This window comes from Companilactobacillus sp. HBUAS56275 (assembly GCF_036913655.1).
Lineage (GTDB): Bacteria > Bacillota > Bacilli > Lactobacillales > Lactobacillaceae > Companilactobacillus > Companilactobacillus pullicola.
The window spans coordinates 66,109-90,949 of the sequence record NZ_JAYKKK010000006.1 but is presented as its reverse complement, the minus strand read 5'-3'; the positions used below and the strand labels follow the sequence as shown (position 1 = coordinate 90,949).

Below are 24,841 nucleotides of genomic sequence, written 5' to 3'. Positions count from 1 at the left end.
TTCAGAATTCTATCTTAATTTTATTGATATATAGCGTTGTTTTCGTCACAATCGCTGTTATCACTGGTATATACAGCTATATTGATTAAATTATATTAATTAAAGTATTCATATTTTACGGTTATTATAAAAAGTTCATTCAATCACAAAATTCTTCAAAATGCAAAATAAAGATTTGCTTAACTTGCCGTCCTCCACAAAAATTACTTCTATTGCTTGTATGCTTTTAAATATTAGATAGTAAGACAGTAGTGAATTAAAGTTATTTCATCAATATATATTTAAACCAAATTTTTTTAGAAACGATAAATCACTAAGTATAAATTTGTGCTGAAACCAATCGGGCTTGTTGCTCCAGATTAATATTCTGCCCTGTTATTTGTATACTTTCAAATTACTAAATAGCAAAAATAACATTTACTCAAAATTTTAGATAGATTCACAGATACTACGCCCTTTCTTATGACAGAATTCATAAAAATCGTTTGATTACACGTAACTAGAACCATTTAAGCATCGCAGCTTTATTAAATAGAATCAGAAATATAGTCGGTAGAAGAAAATCTGTGGGCCCTCAGTGGTGAAGTTCTGGTTAGCTTGCGAAGCAAGGTTACCAGAAGACCGAACTTGAAGATCCATGATTTTGCACGAAGTGTAAAATTATTAGCTTCAAGTCGTGTCCACCACGTTCCAGAGGTCCACAGATTTTCTTCTACCGACGGCATCCTTCCACTACATCAAGATAACAAAAAAACAGTACCTATTCAAAATTCAAATAGATACTGTTAATTTTTAGTATTTAATTTTTAGATGAATCAAAAGATTACATCATGCCGCCCATTCCACCGGCTGCAGGGTTAGCTGCTCCAGCGGCTGCATTGTTATCCTTTGGTTCTGGCTTGTCAGCAACAACTGCTTCTGTTGTTAACAATAGTGATGCAACACTAGATGCATTTTGCAATGCTGAACGTGTTACCTTAGTTGGGTCGATGATTCCGGCGTCAACCATGTTCTCCCACTTGTTAGTTGCAGCATTGAAACCAATTTCGTTATCTTGGTTCTTAATGTGTTCAACGATAACTGAACCTTCAAAACCAGCATTTTCAGCGATTTGACGTAGTGGTTCTTCAAGAGCACGTGCAACGATATTGATACCTGTTTGTACGTCTCCTTCTTCTTTAAGAGCTGTAACCTTGCCAAGTACATTCATCAAAGCTGTACCACCACCAGCAACGTAGCCTTCTTCAACAGCGGCACGTGTGGCATTTAGAGCATCTTCGATTCTGTATTTACGTTCTTTCAATTCTGTTTCAGTAGCAGCACCAACTTTAACAACAGCAACACCACCAGCTAATTTAGCTAGACGTTCTTGTAGCTTTTCCTTGTCAAAGTCAGATGTTGATTCACTGATTTGCTTCTTGATTGTTTCAACACGTTCCTTGATGGCGTCCTTGTTACCGGCACCTTCAACGATTGTTGTGTTGTCTTTTGTAACTGTAACCTTACCAGCTTGACCTAATTGATCCATTGTTGTGTCTTTTAGTTCAAGTCCAAGGTCAGAAGTAATAACTGTACCACCAGTCAATGTAGCGATATCTTCAAGTTGAGCCTTACGACGGTCACCAAAACCAGGAGCCTTAACAGCAACAACGTTGAATGTACCACGGATCTTGTTCAAAACAAGTGTTGGTAGAGCTTCACCATCAATATCATCAGCGATGATCAATAGTGACTTACCTTGTTGAACAATCTTTTGTAGCATTGGTAGGATATCTTGAATATTTGAGATCTTCTTGTCTGTGATCAAGATGTAAGGATTGTCGAGGTCAGCTTCCATCTTGTCATTATCTGTAACCATGTATTGTGAAATGTATCCACGATCAAATTGCATACCTTCAACAACATCAAGTGTTGTATCAATACCCTTTGATTCTTCAATTGTGATAACACCATCGTTACCAACTTTTTCCATGGCATCAGCAATTAATTTACCAGTTTCTTCACTAGCTGATGAAACTGAAGCTACTTGAGCAATATCATTCTTGCCAGAAACTTTATGTGAAATCTTGTGAAGTTCATCAACAGCAGCGTTTGTAGCCTTTTCGATACCACTTCTGATACCAACAGGGTTAGCACCGGCTGTAACGTTCTTCATACCTTCTTTAACAATTGCTTGTGTCAAAACAGTAGCTGTAGTAGTACCGTCACCAGCAATGTCATTTGTCTTTGAAGCAACTTCGGAAACAAGCTTTGCACCCATGTTTTCAAAGTGATCTTCTAATTCAATACTCTTAGCAATAGTAACACCATCATTTGTGATCTCAGGTGAACCATAACTCTTTTCAAGAACAACGTTTCTACCCTTAGGTCCGATTGTTGTCTTAACTGTGTCAGCTAGTTTGTTAACACCGTCCATCATCTTTGAACGTGCATCTTCTGAAAATTTAATTTCTTTTGCCATTAATTTTCACACTCCATAATTAAATTCTTTTAGTTAAAATTTTTTAAGTTTAAAATTAATCAATAACTGCCATGATATCTTTTTCATGAAGGATTAAATATTCATTGTCTTCATACTTAACTGTTGAGCCTGAGTATTTATCAAAAAGAACTTTATCACCTTTTTTAACGTTCATAGGTAATTTCTTTCCGTCTTCAGTAACTAAACCGTCACCAACGGCAACGACATCGGCTGTTTGTGGCTTCTCCTTAGCGTTGTTTGCTAAAACAATGCCACCAACTGTCTTTTCTTCTTCTTTATCGACTGTTACAATGACTCTATCTCCAAGTGGTTTTAACAATTTAAATCCCTCCGATTATTATTTTTCTATGTTTATTTTTATCTTTAGCACTCGAACATCTCTTGTGCTAATCACAAGTTTTATATTAACATTATATTGAAAACATGCAAGTATTTACCTTTAAAAATGTAAGGAGTTTCTCATGAATTTTCCCAAAAATCAATTTTTCACCCTGTTAACATATATTCTCTTATTGTTATTGGGTAGCGTTTTAAACATGTTATCGATCACTGGTTCCATTTATTTCATCATTCTCACCTTAGGATCGCTTTTAGCTACCGGTATAATGATGTATCTGGTGAAATTAAATGGTCCCAATGAATTCGAAGAGAAAACCGATTTGAATCATAATTTGCAGTGGATTATCTTAGGAACCATCGGTGCTATCGCCCTTCAATATGGAGTCGGATTTATTGATCAGTTAATTTTCCATACTAGCACTCATTCGCAAAACACGATGCAGTTATTATTGATGGTCAAAACTTATCCATACTATTTCATCTATGTTTTGATCTGCGCACCTATCATGGAGGAAATCATCTTCAGACGTATCTTCTTCGCCAATTTGATTAAACCAACTAACATTTATATTGCTGCTATTATTTCAGCCCTATTGTTTGCCTTTATGCATCAGGATACGAGATTTATTGTTTACGTAGCAATGGGACTTTGGTTCTCATTTGTCTATTACAAATCAAAAAATATCTATGCTAGTGCCGGTAGTCATATTCTGATGAATGCTATTGTTTTAACTTTAGGAACAATGTAACTCATTTAAAATTACATCTCTGAAACCAACTAGTCGATGACTAGTTGGTTTTTTGTATCCAGTAATGTAGAAAAAAAGCGCCTAATTAGGCACTCTCTTTAAACGACTATTTTCCTTTAAAACTTTACTATAAAACTCAATATCTTCGAAAATTTCATTCAACCTAGCTTCAAAATGATCACTATTTTTGACTGGCAATAATTGACCATCTTCAGAAAAATTATCGTTTGCATTCCACAAAAGTAGCGGAGTTGGTAAAACGATCATCTTCAACATCTGCAAAATTGGCACCAACGAACTAGCCGCTAACATCCCACCGTCACTATAGTAAGAATAAGTTACGATTTGAACTGGCTTTGACTCTACTTCAGGGCCAATAAAGTCCAAGGCATTCTTCAGACCACCAGGGATTGCATGATCGTATTCTGGTGACATGATAATATATCCATCTTGCTGTTTAATGATATCTAGCCACTTAGATTCTACTTTATTTAAGCCTGACAGATTCCCCTCTAAGGGCGTTTCTTCATGATTATAAAGTGGCAATGGATAATCCTTTAAATTGATCCAAGTAAAGTGATACTCTTCTGTTTCTGATTCGGAATTTTTCAAAAAATCAAAAATCCGTTTTCCTAATGAATTACTTCTCACTGTTCCTAGAATAATACCAATATTTATAGCCATTAAATTATCTCCTATATTGTTAAAATTAATTTTTTACCATTTGTTTGATGTGTTTCTAACATCCTTTGAGCCTCACTTGCTTGAGACAGTGGCAGCGTCATAACTTCGTCTCTTAGTAACTTTCCTTTAGAAAAATTACGGTTTAAAAATTCGGCTGTCTGCGCTAATTGATACTCAGTAGCATGACTAATAACGAACCCCCGAATAGATTGAACACTCGTGTAAAATTTTTGAAAATCGATTTCTTGAGCAGATGCTTTTGGTGCCGTTATCATACCGATTTTTCCATGAAGATTTAATTTACTCAAATTAATTGGTAAGGAAATTTTCCCTGAAGTATCGACAATATTATCAAAATCATCTTCAATTTCAGCTACTGGCTGATGATAATCATAATAATGGTCAACTTGCAATTCTCTCATCAAATTGAAATTACGTTGATTACTAGTCGTTGTAGTTTGTAATCCTAAAATTTTAGCAACTTCAGTCAGCTTTTGACCAACATGACCTGCGCCACCTTCAATCAAAATATTTTGTCCGGATCGTACTTGAAGAACATCCCTCAACAAAATAACAGCCGTCGCTGCAGAATGAACTGCTGCAATCAATTGCGTTGTATCGACTCCTGTAGGGACCTTATACAGACGTTTTGCTGGAACTGCTGTGTACTCGCTACTGACACCCACACGTCCGTCGTAACCCATGCTATTGGTCCAAACAACGTCCCCAATATTAAAGCTCGTTACCTCAGATCCAATTTGACTGACAGTTCCAACGGCGTCACGTCCAATTACAAAAGGAAAAATTACATTGGCCTTAAATCCACCTGATCGTACAAAAGTATCAACAAAGTTAACTGCTATTTTTTGTACTTTGACTAAAACTTCATTTGAGTTAATTACTGGCACTGGCAATTCGCCATACTTTATTTCTGAGTACGAACCTAGATGTTCAATAAAAGCTGCCTTCATTTCAACGCTTCCTTACATAACAATATTTATATTTTATATTAAATTTATAACTATTTTATATAGAATGCAAAAAAAACAGCCTACCAAATATTTAGTAGACTGTTCTCGTGTGTTTAAATCGTTTTAACTACGCGGATTTTTTTATTCCCCACGCTTGTAGGATGCAACGTACTTTTCCCGTTTATCCTCATCAAATTCTTTTTCGCTCTTGGCAATAATAATAGTTGCTAGAGAGTTACCGACGACGTTAACGGCGGTACGTCCCATATCTACGAGACGGTCGATACCGGCAATGAAGGTCAAACCTTGCATTGGCACACCAATAGTTGATACCGTGGCTAAGAGTACAACAAACGATGCTCCCGGTACTCCGGCCATCCCCTTAGATGTTAACATCAATACCACAACAAGGGTAATTTGTTGTCCTAAACTTAAATGGATATTGTATGCCTGAGCCAAGAATAAGGCTGCTAATGACTGATAGATAGCTGATCCATCCAAATTAAAAGTATATCCTGTTGGAATGACGAATGAGACGATACCTTTAGATGCTCCGTACTTTTGCATTTTTTCAATCATCTTAGGTAAAGCTGCTTCTGAACTAGCTGTTGTAAAAGCTAACGTTACTTCATTTTCAATAATTCTGAACAATTCGTAGAAACGTACATGGAACAGATGACCCACACCTGCCATAACTACGAAAACAAAGAATGCCATAGTTGCATAGGCAATTAAAATGAACAGTGCCAATGGTTTCAAAGAGTTAAAGCCCATTTCACCAACCGTTACACCAATCAAGGCACAAACACCAATAGGAGCTAAACGCATAACCCAGTTAGTAACCTTGAACATGACATTAGCGACAGCATTCAAAGTATCAGTAATGATTTGACCTTGTTTGCCGATTGAAGCTGTTCCTAAACCAAATAGAACTGAGAAGAAGATAATTGGTAACATATCCCCTTTACCCAACGATTCGAAGATATTGGTTGGGATGATACTCATCAAGATTGACCAAATACCCGAATGTTTGGCTGTTTTAGCCGTAGCTGTATATTGACTAATATCCGAACCTTTTAGACTATGTACATCAATAAAGGTACCGGGATGTGTAACATTAGCAACGATAATACCAATAATAATCGCTAATGTTGTCATTATTTCAAAATAAATTAAAGTCTTTAATCCGATTCGACCTAATTTCTTAATATCACCCATATTGGCGATACCGACTGTCAAACAAGAGATAACAATTGGTAAAACAATCATCTGAATCATTGAGATAAACATTGTCCCAATGTTCTGCATCACTTGAATAGCAGCTTTATTCTGGTAAAAAATTTGTCCTAGAACAATTCCTAGAACCAAACCAATAATAATTTGCCAACCTAAGCTGACTCGAAAAAATCGTTGCTTTTGCACTTTAAAGTCCCCTTTGAAATCAACATAGTTTTAATTATAGAAGACTTTTTGTAAAAAATGAAATTGATAACGGTTTCAGATTAAAATATTTTTCATTCATATCATTTATACGAACAAAATTGCTAGGCTGTGCTTAAATCGTTCTTGTTTTGCTTAATTTCACCAATAAAAAAAGCAGAACATCCGGTTTTCTCAAATCGACATTCTGCATCTTTTTAGCATATCTTAATTTTTATCTAATTTTCACCTGATTCAGAAGCGATAATATCCAAATCACCAGAAAGTGTCCAAGCATCAACAGTTGCTGGAACGATCAAATGGATACCCTTTTCCAAATCATAGTCTTTTCCATCAACGGTAATCTTACCTTGACCATTGATTACAGAGATCAAAGTATACTTACCGATTTGATGATGGAGTTCAACTGGTTCTTTAATTTCCCAGTGATAAACTGAGAAGAATGGTGAAACGGGTGGTTGAACAAATGTTGTAAACTTGTTCTTGCCCTCTTCTTTTGATTCAATATTTAATTGTGGATCTTTATGAGGAACCGTAATTGTATCCTCAGATTGTTTGATGTGAAGATCACGTTTCTTACCAGTAGACTTTTCAACACGGTCATAATCATACAAACGATATGTTGTATCACTACTTTGTTGTGTCTCTAAGGCCATGATACCCTTGTTCAAAGCATGAACGGTACCACTTGGTACATAGTAAAAATCACCAGTCTTAACTGGAACCTTTCTCAATAGATGGTCCCAGTCGCCTGATTCGATCATTTCATCAAGTTCAGCTTTATTCTTGGCATTGTGACCATAAATCAAGTATGAACCTGGTTCAGCATCGATGATGTACCAGCATTCAGTCTTACCTAATTCATGTTCATGCTTTGCAGCATACTCATTATCGGGATGAACTTGAACTGATAAACTAGCTTCAGCATCCAAAATCTTTGTTAGAAGTGGGAATACTTTACCCTTAGGATTGCCAAATAATTCACTGTGATTCTTCCAAAGATCATCAACATATTGACCAGCAAATTCACCATTTTCAACTTGTGATCTACCATGTGGATGACCTGAAATAGCCCAGCATTCACCAATAGTTCCATCTGGAATCTTGTAACCAAACTTAGTTTCTAGCTTTCTTCCACCCCAGATCTTTTCGTGGAATACAGGCTTTAAGAACAATGGTTCACTCATAATACTTTCCCCCAAAAAATTATTCTTGCTCTTCTTTCAATGACTTATCACGATCTAAGAAGAAAATTAGTGTCTGCAATTCATTAGCCAAATCGACATAATGAACGCGGATACTGCTTGGAACGTTAATGATTACCGGTGTGAAGTTTAAAATACCTCTAACTCCGGCATCGGCTAATAAGTCAGCTGTCGTTTGAGCCGCATTTGAAGAAACTGTCAAAATGCAGACATCGATCTGTTGCAAATGAAGTTGTTCCTTCAATTCGGAGATGTCATAAACAGGCACTCCACTCTTAACTGTACCGACAATTTCCTTATTAATATCAAAAGCTGCCGCAATTCGAACATTATTAGTCCGAGAAAAGTTATAATTTAGTAAGGCGTTACCTAAATTACCAACACCTACTAAGGCTACGTTAGTACGCTTGTCTTGATTCAAGAGCTTCTTAAAGAAAGCTACTAAATCGTCTACATCGTAGCCATAGCCACGTTTTCCAAGTGCTCCTAGATATGAGAAGTCACGTCTTATTGTAGCACTATCTATCTTGACCCCTTCTGATAATTCTCCAGAAGAGATTTTTTTTGTACCTTCATCTTTTAAAAATTGAAAATACCGATAATAAATTGGTAAACGCTTTATTGTTGCGTTTGGAACTGTTGTTTTTGTCATAATTTACCACCATATGTGTGTCATTTCACTAACATTTATAGTAAATAAAAATCGACAAAAACGCAACACGTTAAACCTATAAAGACATAATTTATTGAATAATGATAAAATTGTGAATATATAAAGGAGTTCAAAATTGATTTTATTACAAGCACAAAACATAACAAAGAATTTTGGTACTAAAAGGCTATTCTCTAATGTCAGCTTTGAAGTACAGGATAATAGCAGGATTGGTCTAGTCGGCCGTAATGGTGTCGGCAAGTCAACTATGCTCAAAATTATTTCCGACCAAGAAAGTTACAACAGTGGAAATATTGCTCTCAAGAAAGACACAAATATCGGTTATCTAGCTCAGGATTCCGGTTTAAACAGTGAAAATAAAATTTTCGACGAAATGGAACAAGTTTTCGACTATCTAAAAGAGCAAGAAAAAAAGATGCATGCTCTGGAAGAAAAACTTGCTAATCCTAATGTTCAAGACTATGACGAAATTTTAAAACAATACGATCAATTGCAAAATATTTTTCGTCGAGAAAATGGTTACGGCTATCAATCAGAGATTCGCAGTGTCCTCAAGGGATTTGGCTTCGATGAGGATGTTTGGCAAGCTCAAATTTCAACCCTCTCTGGTGGTGAACGTTCTCGTCTAGCTATGGCTAAAATGTTACTAGAACATCATGATATTTTGCTTTTGGATGAACCAACTAACCATTTGGACATTAATACCGTTGAATGGCTTGAAGGCTACCTCAAGAATTATCGTGGTGCTTTAGTCATTGTCTCCCATGATCAGTATTTCTTAGACAAGGTCGTAACTGAAATCGTTGAAATAAATCATCACTCTTCAACACATTATTCTGGTAACTATACTTTCTACTTACAAGAAAAGAAAAAGAATCAAGAAGTTGCCTGGAAACATTACGAAGAACAACAAGCTGAAATCAAGAAAACTGAGGAATACATTCAAAAGAATATTGTCCGTGCTTCTACTACTAAGATGGCCCAAAGTCGTCGTAAGAAACTGGAACATATGGATGTCCTAGATCGTCCCGATAGTGATCAAGGCTCGGTTCATTTTAGTTTCCAGATTGATAAGGAAAGTGGAAATGATGTCTTGCTCGTCAAAGATGCAGCGATTGGTTACGATGATCAGATCATGTCTGAACCAATCAATCTTGATGTCAAAAAAGGTGAACGTGTTGGTATCATTGGTCCCAATGGTATCGGTAAGTCTACTTTCTTAAAGTCGATTCTGGGTCAAATTCCTATGATCAAAGGAACAACTCAATTTGGTGCTAACGTTCAAGTTGGTTACTACGATCAGAATCTTAAGAATCTTGATCCTAAAAAGGATGTCCTTCACGAAATTTGGGATATCTACCCTCGTTTGGATGAACAAGTTATCCGCAACATGCTGGGAGCCTTCCTTTTCAGTGGCGATGATGTTCTTAAACCCGTCGCAGGATTATCCGGTGGTGAAAAAGCTCGTTTAACTTTGACGAAACTAGCTATGGAACACGACAACTTTCTAATCATGGATGAGCCAACTAACCATTTGGACATCGATAGTAAGGAAGTTCTTGAAGATGCTCTGAAGAATTTTGAAGGAACAGTTCTCTTCGTTTCCCATGATCGATACCTTTTGAATACTTTAGCTGATCGAATTGTTGACATCGGTGAACACGGTAGCAAGATCTATCTTGGCGATTACGACTACTACGTAGAAAAAACGACTGACCAACCAACTGAAGAAACAGAAAAGACTTCAAATGTCAGTGAAAAGAAAGTTCAGTATCAACAATCTAAGGAACAACAAAAGCAAGAACGTAAACTTCGTCGTCAGGTTGAAGATTTAGAAGCACAAATTGCTGAATTAGAAGAGAAGAATGCCGCCATTCAAAAAGAAATGACAAAAGATGAGAATTTAACTTCCTATAGCAAATTGGGTGATCTTCAAAAAGAACTCGACGAAAACAAGCAACAACAAGATAAAATTGAAGAAGAATGGACTGAGAAATCCATTGAACTAGAAGAGTTTTCTGAATAAGCAGACCATTGAGTCTGCTTTTTTGTTGCTCGGGTTCATTAAATTTGATAACTTAATTTATAAAGAACGTTCATAGGGAGAATAAAAATAAAACAAGAAAATTTCTTAATAAGATTTTTTAAAGGTGTCATCATTGCTTTAGGATTTATTTTGCCAGGAGTTTCCGGTGGTGTCTTAGCTGCAATCATGGGCATTTACGAACGCATGCTGAGTTTTATGGCTCACGTTCGTCAGAATTTTAAGCGAGATTTCCTCTATTTTCTTCCCATCGGAATTGGTGGAATTGTCGGTATCGGAATTTTATCCAAGCCACTCGATTACCTTTTACAAAATTATCAGGTCATCGTCCTCTGGGGTTTTGCTGGAACCATCATTGGAACCTTGCCGACACTATTAAAGGAATCCACTTCTCGAACTAGCCGAGATAAGTCAGATGTTATCTGGTTTTTAGCTAGTTTTGTCGGTGGTGGTGTATTTCTCTTCTTCATGAGTGAAATCCTAGGGACCATCCCCGCTAACTTTTTCGGCTTCGTCATCGCTGGTATCTTAATCGCCTTAGGTGTGCTGGTACCCGGATTGAGTCCGTCAAACCTTTTGATCATCTTGGGATTATATACACCAATGCTCAAAGGCTTTAAAACCTTCGATCCAATGGTTTTCATTCCAATTGCCATTGGTGGAGTTATCTCATTATTAACCTTCTCTAAAGCCATGGAAAAATTAATCTTCCATCATCATTCCAAGGTCTACCACTTCATCTTAGGAATCGTCTTAGCCAGTACCGTATTGATCCTAGTTCCTAATCCTTACATGGACGACGGTATTTCCTATATCGGTACGACCGGATTCGATATTGTTTTAAGTTTGACATTCTTTATTGCTGGATGCTTATTGGCACTTTGGATGAGTGGACTGGAAGAGAAGTACAAATAAAAACAGAGAGCGCAACAGGGGCGGTCAGCCCACGAGGATTTGCCTAAGTATCGGAATTGCACGCGTACTTGGCGGGCGATTTCGATACTGTAGCAAACCGGAATGGGTTGCCCCTGTGTAGCTCATTTCCACTATTAAAGATAGAACATTGGTTATTTTATTCAGAAAAAATACAAACAAAATAGCAGTGAGACAAAAATTTAATGTCTTACTGCTATTTTTTATATAGTCTATTCTATTTTTTAATAACCATAGTTCTATGCAATATAGTCAAAACGAGTTTCACTCAAAGTCCATTCAATTTCCCCTTTATATTCACCTGCAAGGTTCGGATTGACATTCTTCAATAGAATACCGTCATTCTCACTCCAAGCGTCTGTAACGTCCGTATTTTGGCTTTCAGTACTACTTATACTATCTTCTTGTGCAATTAAAGTATCACTACTCAAAGATTTGGCATTCAAATTCTTATCCAAGAAATATAACGGTTCAGAATAGCTACTATCTTTTTCACTAAACAATCCCGCTGATTTTGCCGTTAACTTCCAATTTAACCCTGTACTATTAACGTTGACATCCCAATCACCAGAACGTTTAATGTATTCGCCTATTTTAGAACCCATGTTAATCGTCTGGAAACGATAGTTATCAACTGTTAATGCTAAATTTTTGTCAGATTTAATTTTAACTTGATACTCCAAAGTATTAGAAATCCGGTCTTTGGAATCAGACAATTTTACTTTAAAAGTATACGTCTTACCTTTTTCCAATCCATCTAAAGTATATGGAATATCATATGTTCCAGTCTTGGCATCTTTATCGACTTGAATATCGCCTTTTTGAACACCAGGCAATTTATTACCATCTTGATCATAGACTTCCACATGACTTAATAATTCTTCACCGTCAAACAATGATCCTTTTAGATACGAAATATTACCTTGAAAATGTGCTTCATCGCCTTGATTTAATTCTTGCGATAAAGAATTAGTATTCTCAATATGCAACACTTCATTATCAATAACAAAGTCTGGACTCATCGTATCACCAGTATAATTATCAGCTTTATAACTGGTATTGATTCCTGAAACTTTGGTCGTTATCAACGTTGAGCTTTCGGGCCCCTTAACTGTTCCATAGACCTCAATATTGGAATTATCACCAACTGCACTCATCGATGGAATCGTGACGTCAAAACCTTTTACCGTTTTATAGCTTGGTGGATCGGCTTCAGTTTTACCAGGTATGGTTATGGTAACGTCTTTTAAAGCTGACTTATTGATTTCTTTAGTTTGAGTGGTGCCATCCGCCGCTTGATAAGTCAGTTTACCTATAACTCCATTGGCATCGCCGTTATACTCAACGTGTTCTGGTAATCCCACTGTAGCTGTAATTTCACCAGATTCAGAAATACCACCACTATAAGATAGTTTCTGTTCTAACTTAATTTCATCACCATCACTGGTATACAATTCTTTTGAACTACCGAGTGTTTTACTACTATTTTTAGTGACGTCCGTAATCTGCGAAGTTCCCTTCATATCAACAATAGAAGGCATCTTTTCAATTACCATTGCAAAGTCGTCGATTGAAGATGCTGGAGAACCTGTCGAAGCCGTAAAGCCCCAACGAACTTTCTGGTCATCATTAGTGCCGACTAATTTAGAAATATCGATACTGAAAGTCTTGCTATCTTGAGCCGTCAATTCTTTATCTGTACCATCAGGAAACTTATCATTAATCAAATAAGTTAAAGTTCCTACTGTTCCTGTTTTTGGTGGCGTATAAGTAATTTTTAGATGACGCCATGCGTTACGTGGATCTTGGGTTGCCGAAGAGGAAAGCTCAATACCATCGTAACCCGTGAAATAAGAGTTGTTCTGCACTGGACCACGGTGCGTTAAATTGTAAAAATAATGGTCCTGCCTAAATGGCCAAATACCAGTGGTATAACTATTTTGCATATATGTAGCAGCATCCCCAGGATAATTCCAAGCAATGTGGCTACTCTTCAATTGGTTAGTAACGATTCCACCACCTGGTGGATTAAACCCGTCATAATCCAAGTAATCATTCAATGAATTACTTGATGTACCTGCTGTTTTATTCACATAACGATCAAACTCAATGGCAACACTTTTCTGGATACCATCAGAAGCACCAGAGAGTGGTGTTGTGACACTCTTATTATCGGGTGTTCCGCCACCCCAAACTCCCAGTGTTTCACCAGCAGTGGGCGCACCATCACTACGAGAAATAGCCTGATCGCCTAAAGCATCATTTTGAAGAACAAAAGAAAAGCCATCAATACCGTCGACTTTACTCCCTCCGTAAAACCAAACTGAGATTTCCTGTGGTTTACTTAAATCAAAATAGTTATAAGTTTTGTTACCATTGCTGTCTTTCACAGTCCCCCAGAAGGAACCAATCTGTTTTGCTTGTGTACTGGAACCATCCAATAATTGAATGATATCAGTTGAATCGTTGTTGGAATCACCTGCTTTGATTATCTTGTTCGAACTTTTAAAAGCTGTGGTATTGTTCGTTTTCGTATTCGTATAATATTCTGGTGCCGTAATAAAATCATTCAGTTTCATACCCTTAGGAGCATGCTCATACACGCTAGTTCTATCTGGAACTGAATAAGCTTGAACCGTGGTAGTTTTGAAGATCTGAATGACCGGCAAAAGAAACGCAATCAGATAAAGAAATCTTGTTTTTTTCTTCATGAGATTAACCTCCTCGTCAGACATTAATATCTTATATTGTACAAATATTATATACGCTATATTATTTTTTAATATCTCATATTTAACTAAAATTATTATTGAAATATAATATCAGATAGTTAATATGTTCATATTAATAATAACAAACAAATATTTATTTAAGAAAAAATAAGCTCCCACTTCAAATTAATCAGAAGTGGAAGCTTACTTTACCTTTGGAGATACTTATTTTTTATTTTATAGGAGGTTTCATCAATAGCCTTAATCGCGTCTGAATATTTATTTTCGAACGCTAGAGCCGTTTTAAGACTATTGTTATTAAAACCCAACAATTTTTGATAGTGCAATACTTCTTTTTGTGTGAACTCAGTTCCTGACATCAATCCCAATATGGGAAATTGTTGCGTCTCTTGAGCTACAAAATGCATAATATTACAAAAATCAATTTGATCATTCATAGAATTATTAGCGACATACTCATTGAATGATGTATCTTTGATTTGAAAATCACCGACATGTTCCATGCCACTTTGCCATGTTAGGTCCCAGGCTTTATTACTCTGGTCGTACTTAACTCGATACCAAGACTCATCCTCCATTGTAGCAAAAACATCTTGATCCGATTCAAAGACTAATACCTGATAATTATATATTTTATAGTCCTGCGAAACAGACAAGCTAGTGAAAGGAATAAATAAGTGATCGATATCAATACCTGGATCAAGCATTTTCAATCTCTCAATAATATGCATCTTCAATTCTGTTGATGTCTCGTTCTCATCAGGATTAATTTCAAAACCAGGTATCTCAAAAATTGTGTCATTTGTAGCTTTCGTATAAATCCCATCAGTCCTCTTATCATACTTTAAAAGCACGTATGAAATAACCGTTCTATTTTCCATTAACTACACCTCTCATCTTTTTTACCACAATTTGCAAGATTTATTAATCCTTTTTTACAAATAATCGATATTATTGGCAATTTGTATATAATTATTTATCTGAGAGGTTAACGATGATAATAGAAATTCACGGGTTCTATTCTCGTAGTTCGCTTTTAATAGTTCGGTACAAAAATACCCTGAAACCAATGTTTACAACATTAATTTCAGGGTATTAGTTTATTCCATATCAAAATCCAAACTAGGATCAGCGTTCAAATCTAATTTAGCGAAATCGCCCTTGTCATATTGAATCTGAGCCATCGCACCGATCATTGCAGCGTTATCGCCACAAAGTCTCAATGGTGGGAAAACTAATTCCATATCCAAATGACGTTTTTCGATTTCTTCAGCCAAACGTTTTCTTAGGCCTTGATTAGCGGAGACACCTCCACCTACAATCAATTGCTTAACGGGATGTTGTTTCAAAGCTCTGAAAGTCTTGTTACTCAAGATATCCAAAACAGCGGCTTGGAAACTGGCGGCCAAATCATCCTTATTCAATTCTTCATGAATCTGATCAGCATGATGAACACGGTTGATAAAGGCACTCTTCAAACCACTGAAACTGAAATCCAAGTTATCTTCTTGAACCATTGCTCGTGGAAAATCGAAAGTATCCTTACCTTTAGCAGCCATTTGATCGACTTTTTTACCAGCTGGATAATTAATACCTAAGATCCGGCCAATTTTATCATAGGCCTCACCAACAGCGTCATCTCTAGTGTCTCCAAGCGTGTGGAAAACTCCTGGTTCTGTAACTAGAACAATCTCTGTATGTCCACCGGAAACTAACAAGGACATGAACGGATATTGTAGATCAGTCACAAAGTTAGCTGAATAGATGTGACCAGCCAAATGATTAACTTTGATCAATGGTAGATTGTGTGCGAACGCTACTGTTTTAGCAGCCATGATTCCAATCAACAATGAACCAACTAGTCCAGGACCATAAGTAACAGCCACAGCATCAAGATCACTGTAACCAACTTTAGCTTCATCCAAAGCCATATTGATACAACGCGTAACTTCCTCAACATGATGGCGACTGGCAACTTCGGGAACTACACCACCGAAACGTTGATGACTCTTTATTTGTGTTGCAATAATATTTGATAAGATTTCTTTACCATTTTTAATAATAGCGACGGAAGTTTCATCACAACTACTTTCAAATGACATTATTAACGTATCTTTTTCCAAAATGTTCTCCCCTACAAATCAACCATCATCTCTAAAGCATCGTGATGATTTCTAAAATAATACTTTTTATGAACTGTTTTAACCTTGAATCCAAAGGCTTCGTACAAAGCGATTGCAGCATCATTAGTTACATCGACTTCCAAAGACATTTTCTCAAAGTTTCGTTTACGACAATAATTAAAAGCCTGATTCAATAGCAGATGGCCGATACCTAAATTCTGGTAATCACTGTTCACTGCTAAATTAGTGATATGCGATTCTTCTTTATCGCTCAAGGAAATACCAATAAAAGCTACAACTACGTCTTTATTGACCAGAGACAAATAGAGCGCATTCTTATTGCCAATTTCCATTTCTACGATATCAATTGGCCATGGTACCGGAATTGGATAAATTGTTTCTTGAACTCGCATATATTGGATCGAATCATCAGGAATAGCTTTTCGTAAAGTGAATTCCTGTCCGTCGATCGTAACTAATTGTTTTTCAAAATCGAATTTTTCCTTTTTATTGGACAAGATATTTTTAAATTTCTTCAACATAGGAAACATTTTTGTCTTCCTTATTACCTTTAGCGTACCAATCGTGTTCAGCCTGAGTTAAACGTAAATATGTTGGGATAAAGTTATCAATATCCTTAACAGCTCTAGTTGTCTCCGCAATCTCTGCCAATTTGCCAGCATCTGGCAATGAATCTTCACTCATAATTATTGTTGCAGTTGGAAATTGTTTTTGAATCAATTCCTGCAACCTAGGTGTTACATTAATGAATTCCAATTCACCGGGCTCATATTGTTTTAATGTTTCAAATAGATTGGCCATTGAAGTGTGATGATCAGCAATAACAGTCAACAATCTGTTATCACGATTTGTTACATAAACACCAGCAAAAGCATTATCATTTCTTGCGTCCATTAGAGGAACCAAGAGATGTTTTTTATCGCCATTGGCAGCCAACAGTTTCAAGCTTGAAACTCCAACTAACTTCTTATTAAGCGTATCAGCTAAGGTCTTAGCCACCGTCACAGCAATTCTAACCCCTGTGTATGAACCTGGACCCTTAGCAACGGCAATTAAGTCGATATCATCCATTGTTAGTCCGGCCTCTTGCAAACCATTTTGAATATCAGGTAGCAAAGAAACACTGTGTGTCTTCTTTTCAGTTGATTCTATATGTGCTAAAACTTTACCATCCACTACCACGGCAACGGATAATGGCTTATTCGATGTGTCAAATGCTAATATTTTCATACTTATCCCTCATTCTTAATAGAATTATTTTAACACATAATTTCCAACAAAAAAAAATCGACCTATCGGCCGATTTTATTAAATTTCGAATTATCTATCCATCTTAAAACGATGAAGAGAAGTCCAGTTTGATAAACCAAACTAAATGCCTCTTTACCAAGTCTTGGTATTAACAACGTCATGTAAGGTATATCAGTCATCATGTGAATCCACAAAGTATTAAGTCCCGTATTAACAACTACTGTAATCAGCAAGACTGTAATAAAAGTTCTTAGAACTGTAACTTTGTGATTATACAACATGTAACCATAAATCACTCCAGATACTAAAGCAGTCAAGGTAAAACCTAGAAAGAAACTGCCACCAGTTGCCAGAATCGTATGACTGATGATATCTGCTAAAACATTAGCGACACCAGCCTTAACGGGACCAAAGTAGTATCCCAACAATCCCACAGCAATGAAGCTAAAACCTACTTGCAACACGTTGCTACCAAATGAAAGCTTTGCTAATACCATTTGTAGAGCTATTAACAAGGCCATCCACGTAATCTCTTGAACACTAACGACTTTCGTTCTACTGTTCATAATCGACATCTCCCAACGGAGCTGCCACCGAATATAAAAAAGAGACATATATAAAGTGGCGAATGCGGAAACAAGATCGCGAGATTAATCTCTTCGTCCGATGTTCACATTCCGTTCCATCAGCACTTAACGCCTTGAATCCTACCCCAAATATTTTTAAATACTTAAATATGGTAGCACAAATCAATAACTATACAAGTAATTGGTTTTGGATAAGTATGTCGCCCTCCGCAACAAGAAAATTTGGCTGGAACGCCATGGGCCGACTGGAAGCTAATAATTTTGTACTTCGTACAAAATCATGGATCTTCAAGTTCGACCTTTACCTAAGCAATAAATTGCTAAGGTAAATCTCATGGCTGAGCCAATTTTCTTGTTGCTCCGGGCTGAATAGTAACTCTATTTTGTATTTTTCTTTCTAAATTTTTAAACAAAAATAAACAGTATCTATTCGAGATTCTACACAATCGGAATTCTAAATAAATACTGTTTTTAATTTTCGAAATTTTCTAATTAATAGAACTAGATAACAAAAATTAGAACACTATCTAATCCGGAGCAAGAATTGGAAATGCATTCAGCCGTGAAATCATTGTTAATGGCTTTGCCATTTACAATGAGGCCGAGCTTGGAGATCCAGTATTTTACACAGAGTGTAAAATACTTAGCTTCAAGTCGGCCCACAGCGTTCCAATGCATTCCCAATTCTTGTGGAGGATGGCATCAAACACTAACCAAACTAGAGAATTACTATTTATCTTCCCATCCCAATTGAGCAACAACATTCAAAACATCACCATTCTTTATCCAATGAGTTGAAGTGTTATTTTCTGAATTCATTTTAGCAAACAACAATGGTTCACTTTCTAAATTCAATTCTTTCTCATACTTAATATCCATAGTCTTCAAATGATGATTGGCAATATAATCTGCATCGAGTGTATCTACCATCCAATCGAAGTAATAAGAGTTATTAACATGTTTATTGACATCAATATTGTAATAGCCAATGTGTTGTGGTTGTTTAAAATCGTACTCGTCCGGTACGCGTAACCGTGTAAAACGTTGAATTCGGTTAACTTCTTCGGCACCAAATTTATTTTCCAAACGGTCAGCAGCACTGACAATCTTGCGTTCCTTGATATCAATCAAAACAAAGGCACTCTGAGCTTTGACCATGACGTTTCCATCCATGTCTTCAACCCAGAAATCACGATAGAAAAAGTACTTATTATAACTTGTTGCTTGTGTCGTAACTTTTAACTTTTGACCTAAACGTGGCATCTGATTAATATCCATATGATATTGAACAACTACCCAGCCTAGGCCATTGTTCATAACCATTTCTGTACTATCAGCGTCTGCTTGATGTAATTGTTTTTCGGAAGTTAATAACATAATATCAATTAAAGCTGATAAACGAATATCGCCTGTAAAATTGACAAAATAATATGGTACTTCTACTTCCATTGAATATGTTTCTCTCTCAGTCACTATTCTTCTCCAATTCCATGATAAAGGTTATACACAGTTTGCTTCTTCAAACCGTTGTCGGCTGCTACCTCTTTGATAGCTTTATTAGGCTTTTTACCGTGATCTATTAAGTTATCCACAGCTGCGACTAAATCAGCATCTGAGCTAGCTTCTGTTTGATCAGCTGGTTTTCCAGCAATTATCAAGACGTACTCTCCTTTAGGATCATTCTCTTCATAATATTGAGCAACGTCTTGCAGTTTTCCACGTAAGAAGGCCTCATGAATTTTCGTCAATTCGCGGGCCAAAGTTATCTGGCGGTCTGGTCCAAATTTAGCAATTAAATCCTGAATCGTCTTTTTCACACGATATGGTGATTCATAAACGATTGTGGTTTCACTACGATTAGCTAAATCAACCAAGGCTTCGGTTCTCTCTTTACCCTTTCGTGGTAGAAAGCCAAAGAAGTAGAATGGCTGTGGTTCAATACCAGAGGCTATCAGAGCTGTTATTGAAGCAGTAGCGCCTGGTAATGGGACTACCGGTATCCCTTCTTTAATAGCAGCTTTAACGAGCTCCTTACCGGGATCACTGATCGATGGTGCCCCGGCGTCACTAACTTGAGCAATTTTTAAACCTGAATTCATTTTTTCAATCAATTCCGGAATTCTTTGAGCCGTATTGTGTTCATGAAAACTTATTAATTCCGTTGGAATCTCAAAGTGATTCAACAGATTCTTAGTATTACGTGTATCCTCAGCCGCAACTAGATCTGCTTCTTTTAAGGTGTTGACAGCTCGAAAGGTCATGTCTTCTAAATTACCAATAGGTGTTGGCACTAAAAAAAGGCAGCCCTTCGAATTATCAACAAAACTCTTTTGTTCCTTCATTCAAATAGCTCCCCTTACTTAAATCTTTTTAACTTTTTTGTTCTTGTTCCAGTTTGTTCCATATAAAACGTTCATACAGAAAAGGCATTCTTCATCATTATCACGGTGTGAACCATAATACTGTTGGCAAACGTGAAATCCTTTGCGATAAAGCTTTTCCAAATTCAATCGCGAATCGGATAACGTGTTACCATTAAAATCCTTTTCTTCATAGCCAACCTTTTCTAAATGTTTCCTGAGATTCTGATTCTCTAACTTAATCTCTTCGTTTTTTTCCAAAGTATCGGATAGTTCCTCTTTTAGCAAAGAAACCTTTTTACTTATATCATTTAGTTGATTTGTGATTGTTTCAAATTCATCATATAAATCTTTCTCTGCCATGATTTCACCTACTAATCCACAAATTTTAATGACAAATCTTCTAAAATTGCTTGAAACGATACATTACTTTTCCACATCTGTTGGGCTGTGAATAAGTCATCAGACATCCCTACAACTCGTTTGATTCCTTTATTTGAGAGCAAATCTTGTGTCGTTAATGTTGATTTTTCCAAATTGTACCTAATTGATAATATATCACTAAAAATTTGATTCAACATGTCGAATACCAAATGTTGCTGATTTTTATTCTCAACTAAAGGCATGATATCAGTCTGGACGTCTATAAAACTATTTATTTTTTGTTTATTAATTTCTTTTAACCAATTCGTAATAGCGGTCAATAGCGATTGGTATTTATCACCAGTAACGTTATCCAAATATTTAATATCGGTAACTTTCAAGGCATTCTGTGCTTGTTCTTTTTTGAAGCCTTCATTGATTAGACTATCAATCTCATCTTCATTACTTTTGTTCGATAAATGAAAAATCTGCACACGCGATTGAATGGTTGGCAAAAGCTGCTTAGCAGAATCAGCCAATAAGATGATCATCAAATTACCTTCTGGTTCTTCAATAGTTTTCAACAAATTATTGCTAGCAGCATTAGTCATCTTCTCAGCTTCATCGATAATGAGAATTCTTCTTTTACCTTGAGTAGCCGTCATATTAGCTTCTTTTTTAAAGAATTTAATATCATCGACACCAATACTCTGCTTTTCAGTTTCCACTTCTAATACATCAGGATTGTCACCCAAGGCAATCGTTTGGCATTTTTGGCAAGTTTGATCAGGAGCACCATCTTGAAGGTTCTCACAGAATTGACTTTGAGCTAACCAAATCGCCATCTGTTGTCTAACTTTAGAAGAAGCATTATCGATTAGATACGCGTGCGACAGCATATTGGAAGAAATAATTTTTTGAAATTCTTGAACAACTCTAGGTTGCTCAACCTGTAAACTTTCCATCCTTAGAATCTCACAAATTTATCAACAGGTAAAATGAAGCAAGTAGCACCGCCAACTTGAACTTCAATAGGTTCAGCTAGACTAGAAGCTGCTTCAGGCATTAAGAATGTTGGAGTAACGTATTGTGAACGTGTGTGACAGTTCTTCTTGATAATTTCCAAAGCACCATCAACCTTTTCATCCTCGACACCAATAATAAAGGTACAGTTACCAGCCTTCAAAAATCCACCAGTAGATGGTAATTGAGTAGCTCTAAAACCTGCTTTAACAAGTTTTGATTGTAGTTGTTGGCTATCTTTATCTTGAACAATGGCTAAAATTAATTTCATGGTTATTCTCCTTTGGTAAAAATTTCAGGAAATTTTTGTACAATTATATCAACAGCATCTTGAACCACCTTTTCAGGAGTCTGTGCTGCATCGACTGTTTTGATACGTTGTGAATTATTCTTAACGATCTCTTTGTAGGAATCGTAGACGCGTTCATGAAAACTCATTGCAGCTTTTTCCAAACGGTCCATCTCTCCAGCATGATCTTTTTTAATTCTTGCTAATCCTACATCGGGTGTCACATCAAAGTAAATTGTTAAGTCTGGCAAGTGTCCTTCAATGGCGAAATTGTTGATATCAGCAACTTCTTTAGTACCAATTTGACGTCCACCGCCTTGATAAGCAATAGAACTGTCAACAAATCTGTCGCTTAACATGATTTTATTTTCAGCTAGAGTGGGTAAAATCACATCAATTAAATGTTGACGTCTAGCTGCGGCATACAGCAAAGCCTCAGTTCTGGCATCCATTTCTTCATCATGAATGTCTAAGATAATTTTTCTGATTTTTTCAGAAATTTCACTACCACCAGGTTCCCTTGATAAGACGATTTCTCTGTCCGTCTTGGCCTGTAACAATGGCATAATTTTTTTCAGAGCCGTAGTCTTACCAGCTCCGTCTGGTCCTTCAAATGAAATAAATATTCCTGACATATAATCTCTCCTAATGATTACTACTATTTTACTTGAAATTAGAAATAAATGAAACTTCCTAGGATATTATTCTGGGAGAATGGGTAGGAGAAGTATGCCGTCCTCCACAAAAATTGGGAATGCTGTTGGAACGCTATGGGCACCATTTTGAACTAATTATTTTTCACTTCGTGCAAAATAATGGATTTCAAAAGTCGGCCTTATTGTAATCGGCATAGCCGATAACAATAATTTCATAGCTGAACGCATTCCCAATTTTTGCTCCGGACTGAAGAGTGCCTCTAATATTTGTATGTTTTCAAATATTAGATAGTTAAGTCTAATTTCACAGATGAGACCAATCAGACCTGTTGTTCTAAATCGAATAACCACTCTTATTTTAAATTTGTCTTTCTAATTTTTTAAAGCAAAAAAAATAAACAATATTCATTCAGATTTTCTTCCATGAAACGAAATTCTGAATAAATATTGTTTTTTATTTTAAGTTAACTTGAAACCAAACAATTGAAACACTATTTAGTCTGGAATAAAAATTGGAAATGCCTTCAGCCGTGAAATCATTGTTAATGGCTTTGCCATTTACAATGAGGCCGAGCTTGGAGATCCAGTATTTTACACAAAGTGTAAAATACTTAGCTTCAAGTCGTGCCCACGGCGTTCCAAGGCATTTCCAATTTTTATGGAAGACGGGAACCTAAACACACCCCCATCTTACCCAAACTAATTACCAGTGTTTTTCAGCACGGCTAGGTTGCTTCAAAAATGTATCTTCATCTCCAAAGATAATATTAGTCGTAGCCTTAGCTTTAGCTTTTCTTCTTCTTGCTTCGAGATACAAGAATTGATACTTCAACTGATCAAGTTTCAACTTAATTCTTGTCGTATCATCGATATCAACTGAATTGTTCATCATTCTTTGCGTATTACCAATTCTTTGTTGAATCTGGTGAATATTATCTAAGAGACGATCATCTTCCATTTTCTGGACAGATATTTTTCTTTTACCAAACATGTTAAATCTCCCTGCGACCTAGAACCGCACTCTTCAAAGTCATTTCATCCGCATATTCAATATCAGATCCAACAGCTAATCCATGTGCTAATCTAGTTACTTTTATTCCTGCTGGCTTAACTAATTTGGCTAAATACTGAGCAGTTGCTTCTCCTTCTGGCGTCGCATTGGTTGCAATAATCAATTCTTTAACATTCTGATTAGTCTTCAAGCGATTCAGCAACAGCTTAATATTCAAATCTTCTGGGCCAACTCCATCGACTGGCGATAGAACCCCTCCTAGAACGTGATACAAGCCATTGTAGCCGTTCATATCATCTAAAGACATAATGTCCTTAGCTTGTTCAACAACTAAAATGGTCGATTGATCACGGCTCTTATCACTACATATATTACAAATATCCTCAGTAGTAATATTTCCACAGATCTTACAACTCTTCAAATCTGTTTTTGCGGAAATTAAATTATCGGCAAATTCTTGCACTTGGTCTTTATCCATACTAAGTGTGAAGAATGCCATTCTGGTTGCAGTTTTGCGACCAATTCCTGGTAACATCATATAACTATCAATTAATTTTGATATTGGTTCTGGATATTTCATTACATCAACCCGTTTGTGTATTTACCTAATTTAGCTTGTTTATCATTATCAACTGCTTCAAAGGCATTATTTAAAGCATCGATCAACATATCTTGTAATGTGTCAGGATCATCTGGATCAATGATCTTTTCACTGATTGTCATATCAGCAATTTTCTTATCACCAGTTACTTTAACTGTGACAAAGTCATCAACTGACTTACCTGTGTACTCTGTTTTGTTAAGTTCTTCAGTTGTTGCTTGAACTTCTTTTTGCATCTTTTGGGCTTGGCGCATAATGTTGGCCATGTTGCCACCCATTCCACCCATATTTGGCATACCTTTA

General features: G+C 36.3%; 25 protein-coding genes and 1 riboswitch. Of the genes, 3 read left to right on the top strand and 22 right to left on the bottom strand.

All coding sequences use genetic code 11. The features are described from left to right. Positions 1-823: 823 nt before the first annotated feature. Both groL and groES read right to left on the bottom strand, forming a co-directional pair. Positions 824-2,461: a chaperonin GroEL gene (groL, locus tag U8526_RS11525; protein WP_334342112.1), complete on the bottom strand. Its 1,638-nt coding sequence runs from the start codon at positions 2,459-2,461 to the stop codon at positions 824-826. 55 nt (positions 2,462-2,516) lie between these two features. Beyond that, positions 2,517-2,801 (bottom strand): co-chaperone GroES, encoded by a 285-nt coding sequence (gene groES / locus U8526_RS11520; RefSeq protein ID WP_334342111.1) that lies wholly within the window; start codon positions 2,799-2,801, stop codon positions 2,517-2,519. 142 nt (positions 2,802-2,943) lie between these two features. On the opposite strand from groES, the gene U8526_RS11515 reads away from it, so the two are divergent. Further along, complete coding sequence (locus U8526_RS11515) at positions 2,944-3,570, top strand: CPBP family intramembrane glutamic endopeptidase (RefSeq protein WP_334342110.1); 627 nt, start codon at positions 2,944-2,946, stop codon at positions 3,568-3,570. 81 nt (positions 3,571-3,651) lie between these two features. On the opposite strand, the gene U8526_RS11510 is transcribed toward U8526_RS11515, so the two are convergent. From U8526_RS11510 to U8526_RS11490, 5 genes are all read right to left on the bottom strand, one after another. Beyond that, positions 3,652-4,254, bottom strand: coding sequence for an NADPH-dependent FMN reductase (locus U8526_RS11510; protein ID WP_334342109.1), 603 nt, complete (start codon positions 4,252-4,254; stop codon positions 3,652-3,654). A gap of 11 nt (positions 4,255-4,265) precedes the next feature. Beyond that, a complete protein-coding gene (locus U8526_RS11505) occupies positions 4,266-5,225 on the bottom strand; it encodes a quinone oxidoreductase family protein (RefSeq protein WP_334342108.1) in 960 nt (319 codons plus the stop codon). 141 nt (positions 5,226-5,366) lie between these two features. After that, entirely contained in the window at positions 5,367-6,647 is a 1,281-nt protein-coding gene (locus U8526_RS11500; RefSeq protein WP_334342107.1) for a cation:dicarboxylate symporter family transporter, read from the bottom strand. A gap of 236 nt (positions 6,648-6,883) precedes the next feature. Continuing rightward, positions 6,884-7,852 (bottom strand): mannose-6-phosphate isomerase, class I, encoded by a 969-nt coding sequence (manA, locus tag U8526_RS11495; protein WP_334342106.1) that lies wholly within the window; start codon positions 7,850-7,852, stop codon positions 6,884-6,886. Positions 7,853-7,871: 19 nt separating this feature from the next. Continuing rightward, positions 7,872-8,522 (bottom strand): redox-sensing transcriptional repressor Rex, encoded by a 651-nt coding sequence (locus tag U8526_RS11490; RefSeq protein WP_334342105.1) that lies wholly within the window; start codon positions 8,520-8,522, stop codon positions 7,872-7,874. Positions 8,523-8,658: 136 nt separating this feature from the next. Here U8526_RS11490 and U8526_RS11485 point away from each other — a divergent pair, with 136 nt between their 5' ends. Next, entirely contained in the window at positions 8,659-10,569 is a 1,911-nt protein-coding gene (locus U8526_RS11485; protein WP_334342104.1) for an ABC-F family ATP-binding cassette domain-containing protein, read from the top strand. 81 nt (positions 10,570-10,650) lie between these two features. After that, positions 10,651-11,502, top strand: coding sequence for a DUF368 domain-containing protein (locus U8526_RS11480; protein WP_334342157.1), 852 nt, complete (start codon positions 10,651-10,653; stop codon positions 11,500-11,502). A 257-nt stretch (positions 11,503-11,759) separates the two neighbouring features. On the opposite strand, the gene U8526_RS11475 is transcribed toward U8526_RS11480, so the two are convergent. The 15 genes from U8526_RS11475 to U8526_RS11405 form a co-directional block, all read right to left on the bottom strand. Next, on the bottom strand, positions 11,760-14,231 hold the full coding sequence (locus U8526_RS11475) for a hypothetical protein (protein WP_334342103.1): 2,472 nt from the start codon (positions 14,229-14,231) through the stop codon (positions 11,760-11,762). A 209-nt stretch (positions 14,232-14,440) separates the two neighbouring features. Next, the gene (locus tag U8526_RS11470; protein WP_334342102.1) at positions 14,441-15,133 is read right to left on the bottom strand and encodes a hypothetical protein; all 693 of its coding nucleotides are present in this window, start codon (positions 15,131-15,133) and stop codon (positions 14,441-14,443) included. A gap of 219 nt (positions 15,134-15,352) precedes the next feature. Continuing rightward, entirely contained in the window at positions 15,353-16,354 is a 1,002-nt protein-coding gene (tsaD, locus tag U8526_RS11465; RefSeq protein WP_334342156.1) for a tRNA (adenosine(37)-N6)-threonylcarbamoyltransferase complex transferase subunit TsaD, read from the bottom strand. A gap of 32 nt (positions 16,355-16,386) precedes the next feature. Beyond that, positions 16,387-16,926, bottom strand: a complete 540-nt coding sequence (rimI, locus tag U8526_RS11460; protein ID WP_334342101.1) for a ribosomal protein S18-alanine N-acetyltransferase — start codon at positions 16,924-16,926, stop codon at positions 16,387-16,389. After that, positions 16,901-17,626 carry a tRNA (adenosine(37)-N6)-threonylcarbamoyltransferase complex dimerization subunit type 1 TsaB gene (gene tsaB, locus U8526_RS11455; protein ID WP_334342100.1) on the bottom strand — a complete coding sequence of 242 codons (726 nt, stop codon included), beginning with the start codon at positions 17,624-17,626 and terminating at the stop codon, positions 16,901-16,903. Before tsaB ends, rimI begins: the two co-directional genes overlap by 26 nt. Positions 17,627-17,688: 62 nt before the next feature. Beyond that, positions 17,689-18,213 carry a folate family ECF transporter S component gene (locus U8526_RS11450; RefSeq protein WP_334342099.1) on the bottom strand — a complete coding sequence of 175 codons (525 nt, stop codon included), beginning with the start codon at positions 18,211-18,213 and terminating at the stop codon, positions 17,689-17,691. Between the two features lie 54 nt (positions 18,214-18,267). Further along, positions 18,268-18,364: riboswitch (THF riboswitch) on the bottom strand. 599 nt (positions 18,365-18,963) lie between these two features. After that, positions 18,964-19,707: an acyl-[acyl-carrier-protein] thioesterase gene (locus U8526_RS11445; protein WP_334342098.1), complete on the bottom strand. Its 744-nt coding sequence runs from the start codon at positions 19,705-19,707 to the stop codon at positions 18,964-18,966. After that, on the bottom strand, positions 19,707-20,576 hold the full coding sequence (gene rsmI / locus U8526_RS11440; RefSeq protein ID WP_334342097.1) for a 16S rRNA (cytidine(1402)-2'-O)-methyltransferase: 870 nt from the start codon (positions 20,574-20,576) through the stop codon (positions 19,707-19,709). The genes U8526_RS11445 and rsmI overlap by 1 nt, the downstream gene beginning before the upstream one ends. An 18-nt stretch (positions 20,577-20,594) precedes the next feature. Beyond that, positions 20,595-20,957: a DNA replication initiation control protein YabA gene (locus U8526_RS11435; RefSeq protein WP_334342096.1), complete on the bottom strand. Its 363-nt coding sequence runs from the start codon at positions 20,955-20,957 to the stop codon at positions 20,595-20,597. A gap of 11 nt (positions 20,958-20,968) precedes the next feature. Then, positions 20,969-21,922 carry a DNA polymerase III subunit delta' gene (locus tag U8526_RS11430; protein WP_334342095.1) on the bottom strand — a complete coding sequence of 318 codons (954 nt, stop codon included), beginning with the start codon at positions 21,920-21,922 and terminating at the stop codon, positions 20,969-20,971. Between the two features lie 2 nt (positions 21,923-21,924). Continuing rightward, positions 21,925-22,251 (bottom strand): cyclic-di-AMP receptor, encoded by a 327-nt coding sequence (locus U8526_RS11425; RefSeq protein ID WP_334342094.1) that lies wholly within the window; start codon positions 22,249-22,251, stop codon positions 21,925-21,927. A 2-nt stretch (positions 22,252-22,253) separates the two neighbouring features. Further along, entirely contained in the window at positions 22,254-22,904 is a 651-nt protein-coding gene (gene tmk, locus U8526_RS11420) for a dTMP kinase (RefSeq protein WP_334342093.1), read from the bottom strand. Positions 22,905-23,628: 724 nt separating this feature from the next. Continuing rightward, positions 23,629-23,916 (bottom strand): YaaL family protein, encoded by a 288-nt coding sequence (locus U8526_RS11415; protein ID WP_334342092.1) that lies wholly within the window; start codon positions 23,914-23,916, stop codon positions 23,629-23,631. A 1-nt stretch (position 23,917) separates the two neighbouring features. Further along, the gene (gene recR, locus U8526_RS11410; protein ID WP_334342091.1) at positions 23,918-24,517 is read right to left on the bottom strand and encodes a recombination mediator RecR; all 600 of its coding nucleotides are present in this window, start codon (positions 24,515-24,517) and stop codon (positions 23,918-23,920) included. Next, positions 24,517-24,825 (bottom strand): YbaB/EbfC family nucleoid-associated protein, encoded by a 309-nt coding sequence (locus tag U8526_RS11405; RefSeq protein ID WP_218960995.1) that lies wholly within the window; start codon positions 24,823-24,825, stop codon positions 24,517-24,519. Before U8526_RS11405 ends, recR begins: the two co-directional genes overlap by 1 nt. Positions 24,826-24,841: the final 16 nt, after the last annotated feature.

Coding starts and splice junctions, on each gene's coding strand:
- U8526_RS11435 (WP_334342096.1), bottom strand. CDS start 20,957: ATGGCAGAGAAAGATTTATATGATGAATTTGAAACAATCACAAATCAA.
- U8526_RS11490 (WP_334342105.1), bottom strand. CDS start 8,522: ATGACAAAAACAACAGTTCCAAACGCAACAATAAAGCGTTTACCAATT.
- U8526_RS11475 (WP_334342103.1), bottom strand. CDS start 14,231: ATGAAGAAAAAAACAAGATTTCTTTATCTGATTGCGTTTCTTTTGCCG.
- U8526_RS11430 (WP_334342095.1), bottom strand. CDS start 21,922: ATGGAAAGTTTACAGGTTGAGCAACCTAGAGTTGTTCAAGAATTTCAA.
- tmk (WP_334342093.1), bottom strand. CDS start 22,904: ATGTCAGGAATATTTATTTCATTTGAAGGACCAGACGGAGCTGGTAAG.
- manA (WP_334342106.1), bottom strand. CDS start 7,852: ATGAGTGAACCATTGTTCTTAAAGCCTGTATTCCACGAAAAGATCTGG.
- U8526_RS11450 (WP_334342099.1), bottom strand. CDS start 18,213: ATGAACAGTAGAACGAAAGTCGTTAGTGTTCAAGAGATTACGTGGATG.
- tsaB (WP_334342100.1), bottom strand. CDS start 17,626: ATGAAAATATTAGCATTTGACACATCGAATAAGCCATTATCCGTTGCC.
- U8526_RS11415 (WP_334342092.1), bottom strand. CDS start 23,916: ATGTTTGGTAAAAGAAAAATATCTGTCCAGAAAATGGAAGATGATCGT.
- U8526_RS11515 (WP_334342110.1), top strand. CDS start 2,944: ATGAATTTTCCCAAAAATCAATTTTTCACCCTGTTAACATATATTCTC.
- groL (WP_334342112.1), bottom strand. CDS start 2,461: ATGGCAAAAGAAATTAAATTTTCAGAAGATGCACGTTCAAAGATGATG.
- rsmI (WP_334342097.1), bottom strand. CDS start 20,576: ATGAAGGAACAAAAGAGTTTTGTTGATAATTCGAAGGGCTGCCTTTTT.
- U8526_RS11505 (WP_334342108.1), bottom strand. CDS start 5,225: ATGAAGGCAGCTTTTATTGAACATCTAGGTTCGTACTCAGAAATAAAG.
- tsaD (WP_334342156.1), bottom strand. CDS start 16,354: ATGTCATTTGAAAGTAGTTGTGATGAAACTTCCGTCGCTATTATTAAA.
- U8526_RS11510 (WP_334342109.1), bottom strand. CDS start 4,254: ATGGCTATAAATATTGGTATTATTCTAGGAACAGTGAGAAGTAATTCA.
- U8526_RS11470 (WP_334342102.1), bottom strand. CDS start 15,133: ATGGAAAATAGAACGGTTATTTCATACGTGCTTTTAAAGTATGATAAG.
- recR (WP_334342091.1), bottom strand. CDS start 24,517: ATGAAATATCCAGAACCAATATCAAAATTAATTGATAGTTATATGATG.
- U8526_RS11425 (WP_334342094.1), bottom strand. CDS start 22,251: ATGAAATTAATTTTAGCCATTGTTCAAGATAAAGATAGCCAACAACTA.
- U8526_RS11405 (WP_218960995.1), bottom strand. CDS start 24,825: ATGGGTGGAATGGGTGGCAACATGGCCAACATTATGCGCCAAGCCCAA.
- rimI (WP_334342101.1), bottom strand. CDS start 16,926: ATGTTTCCTATGTTGAAGAAATTTAAAAATATCTTGTCCAATAAAAAG.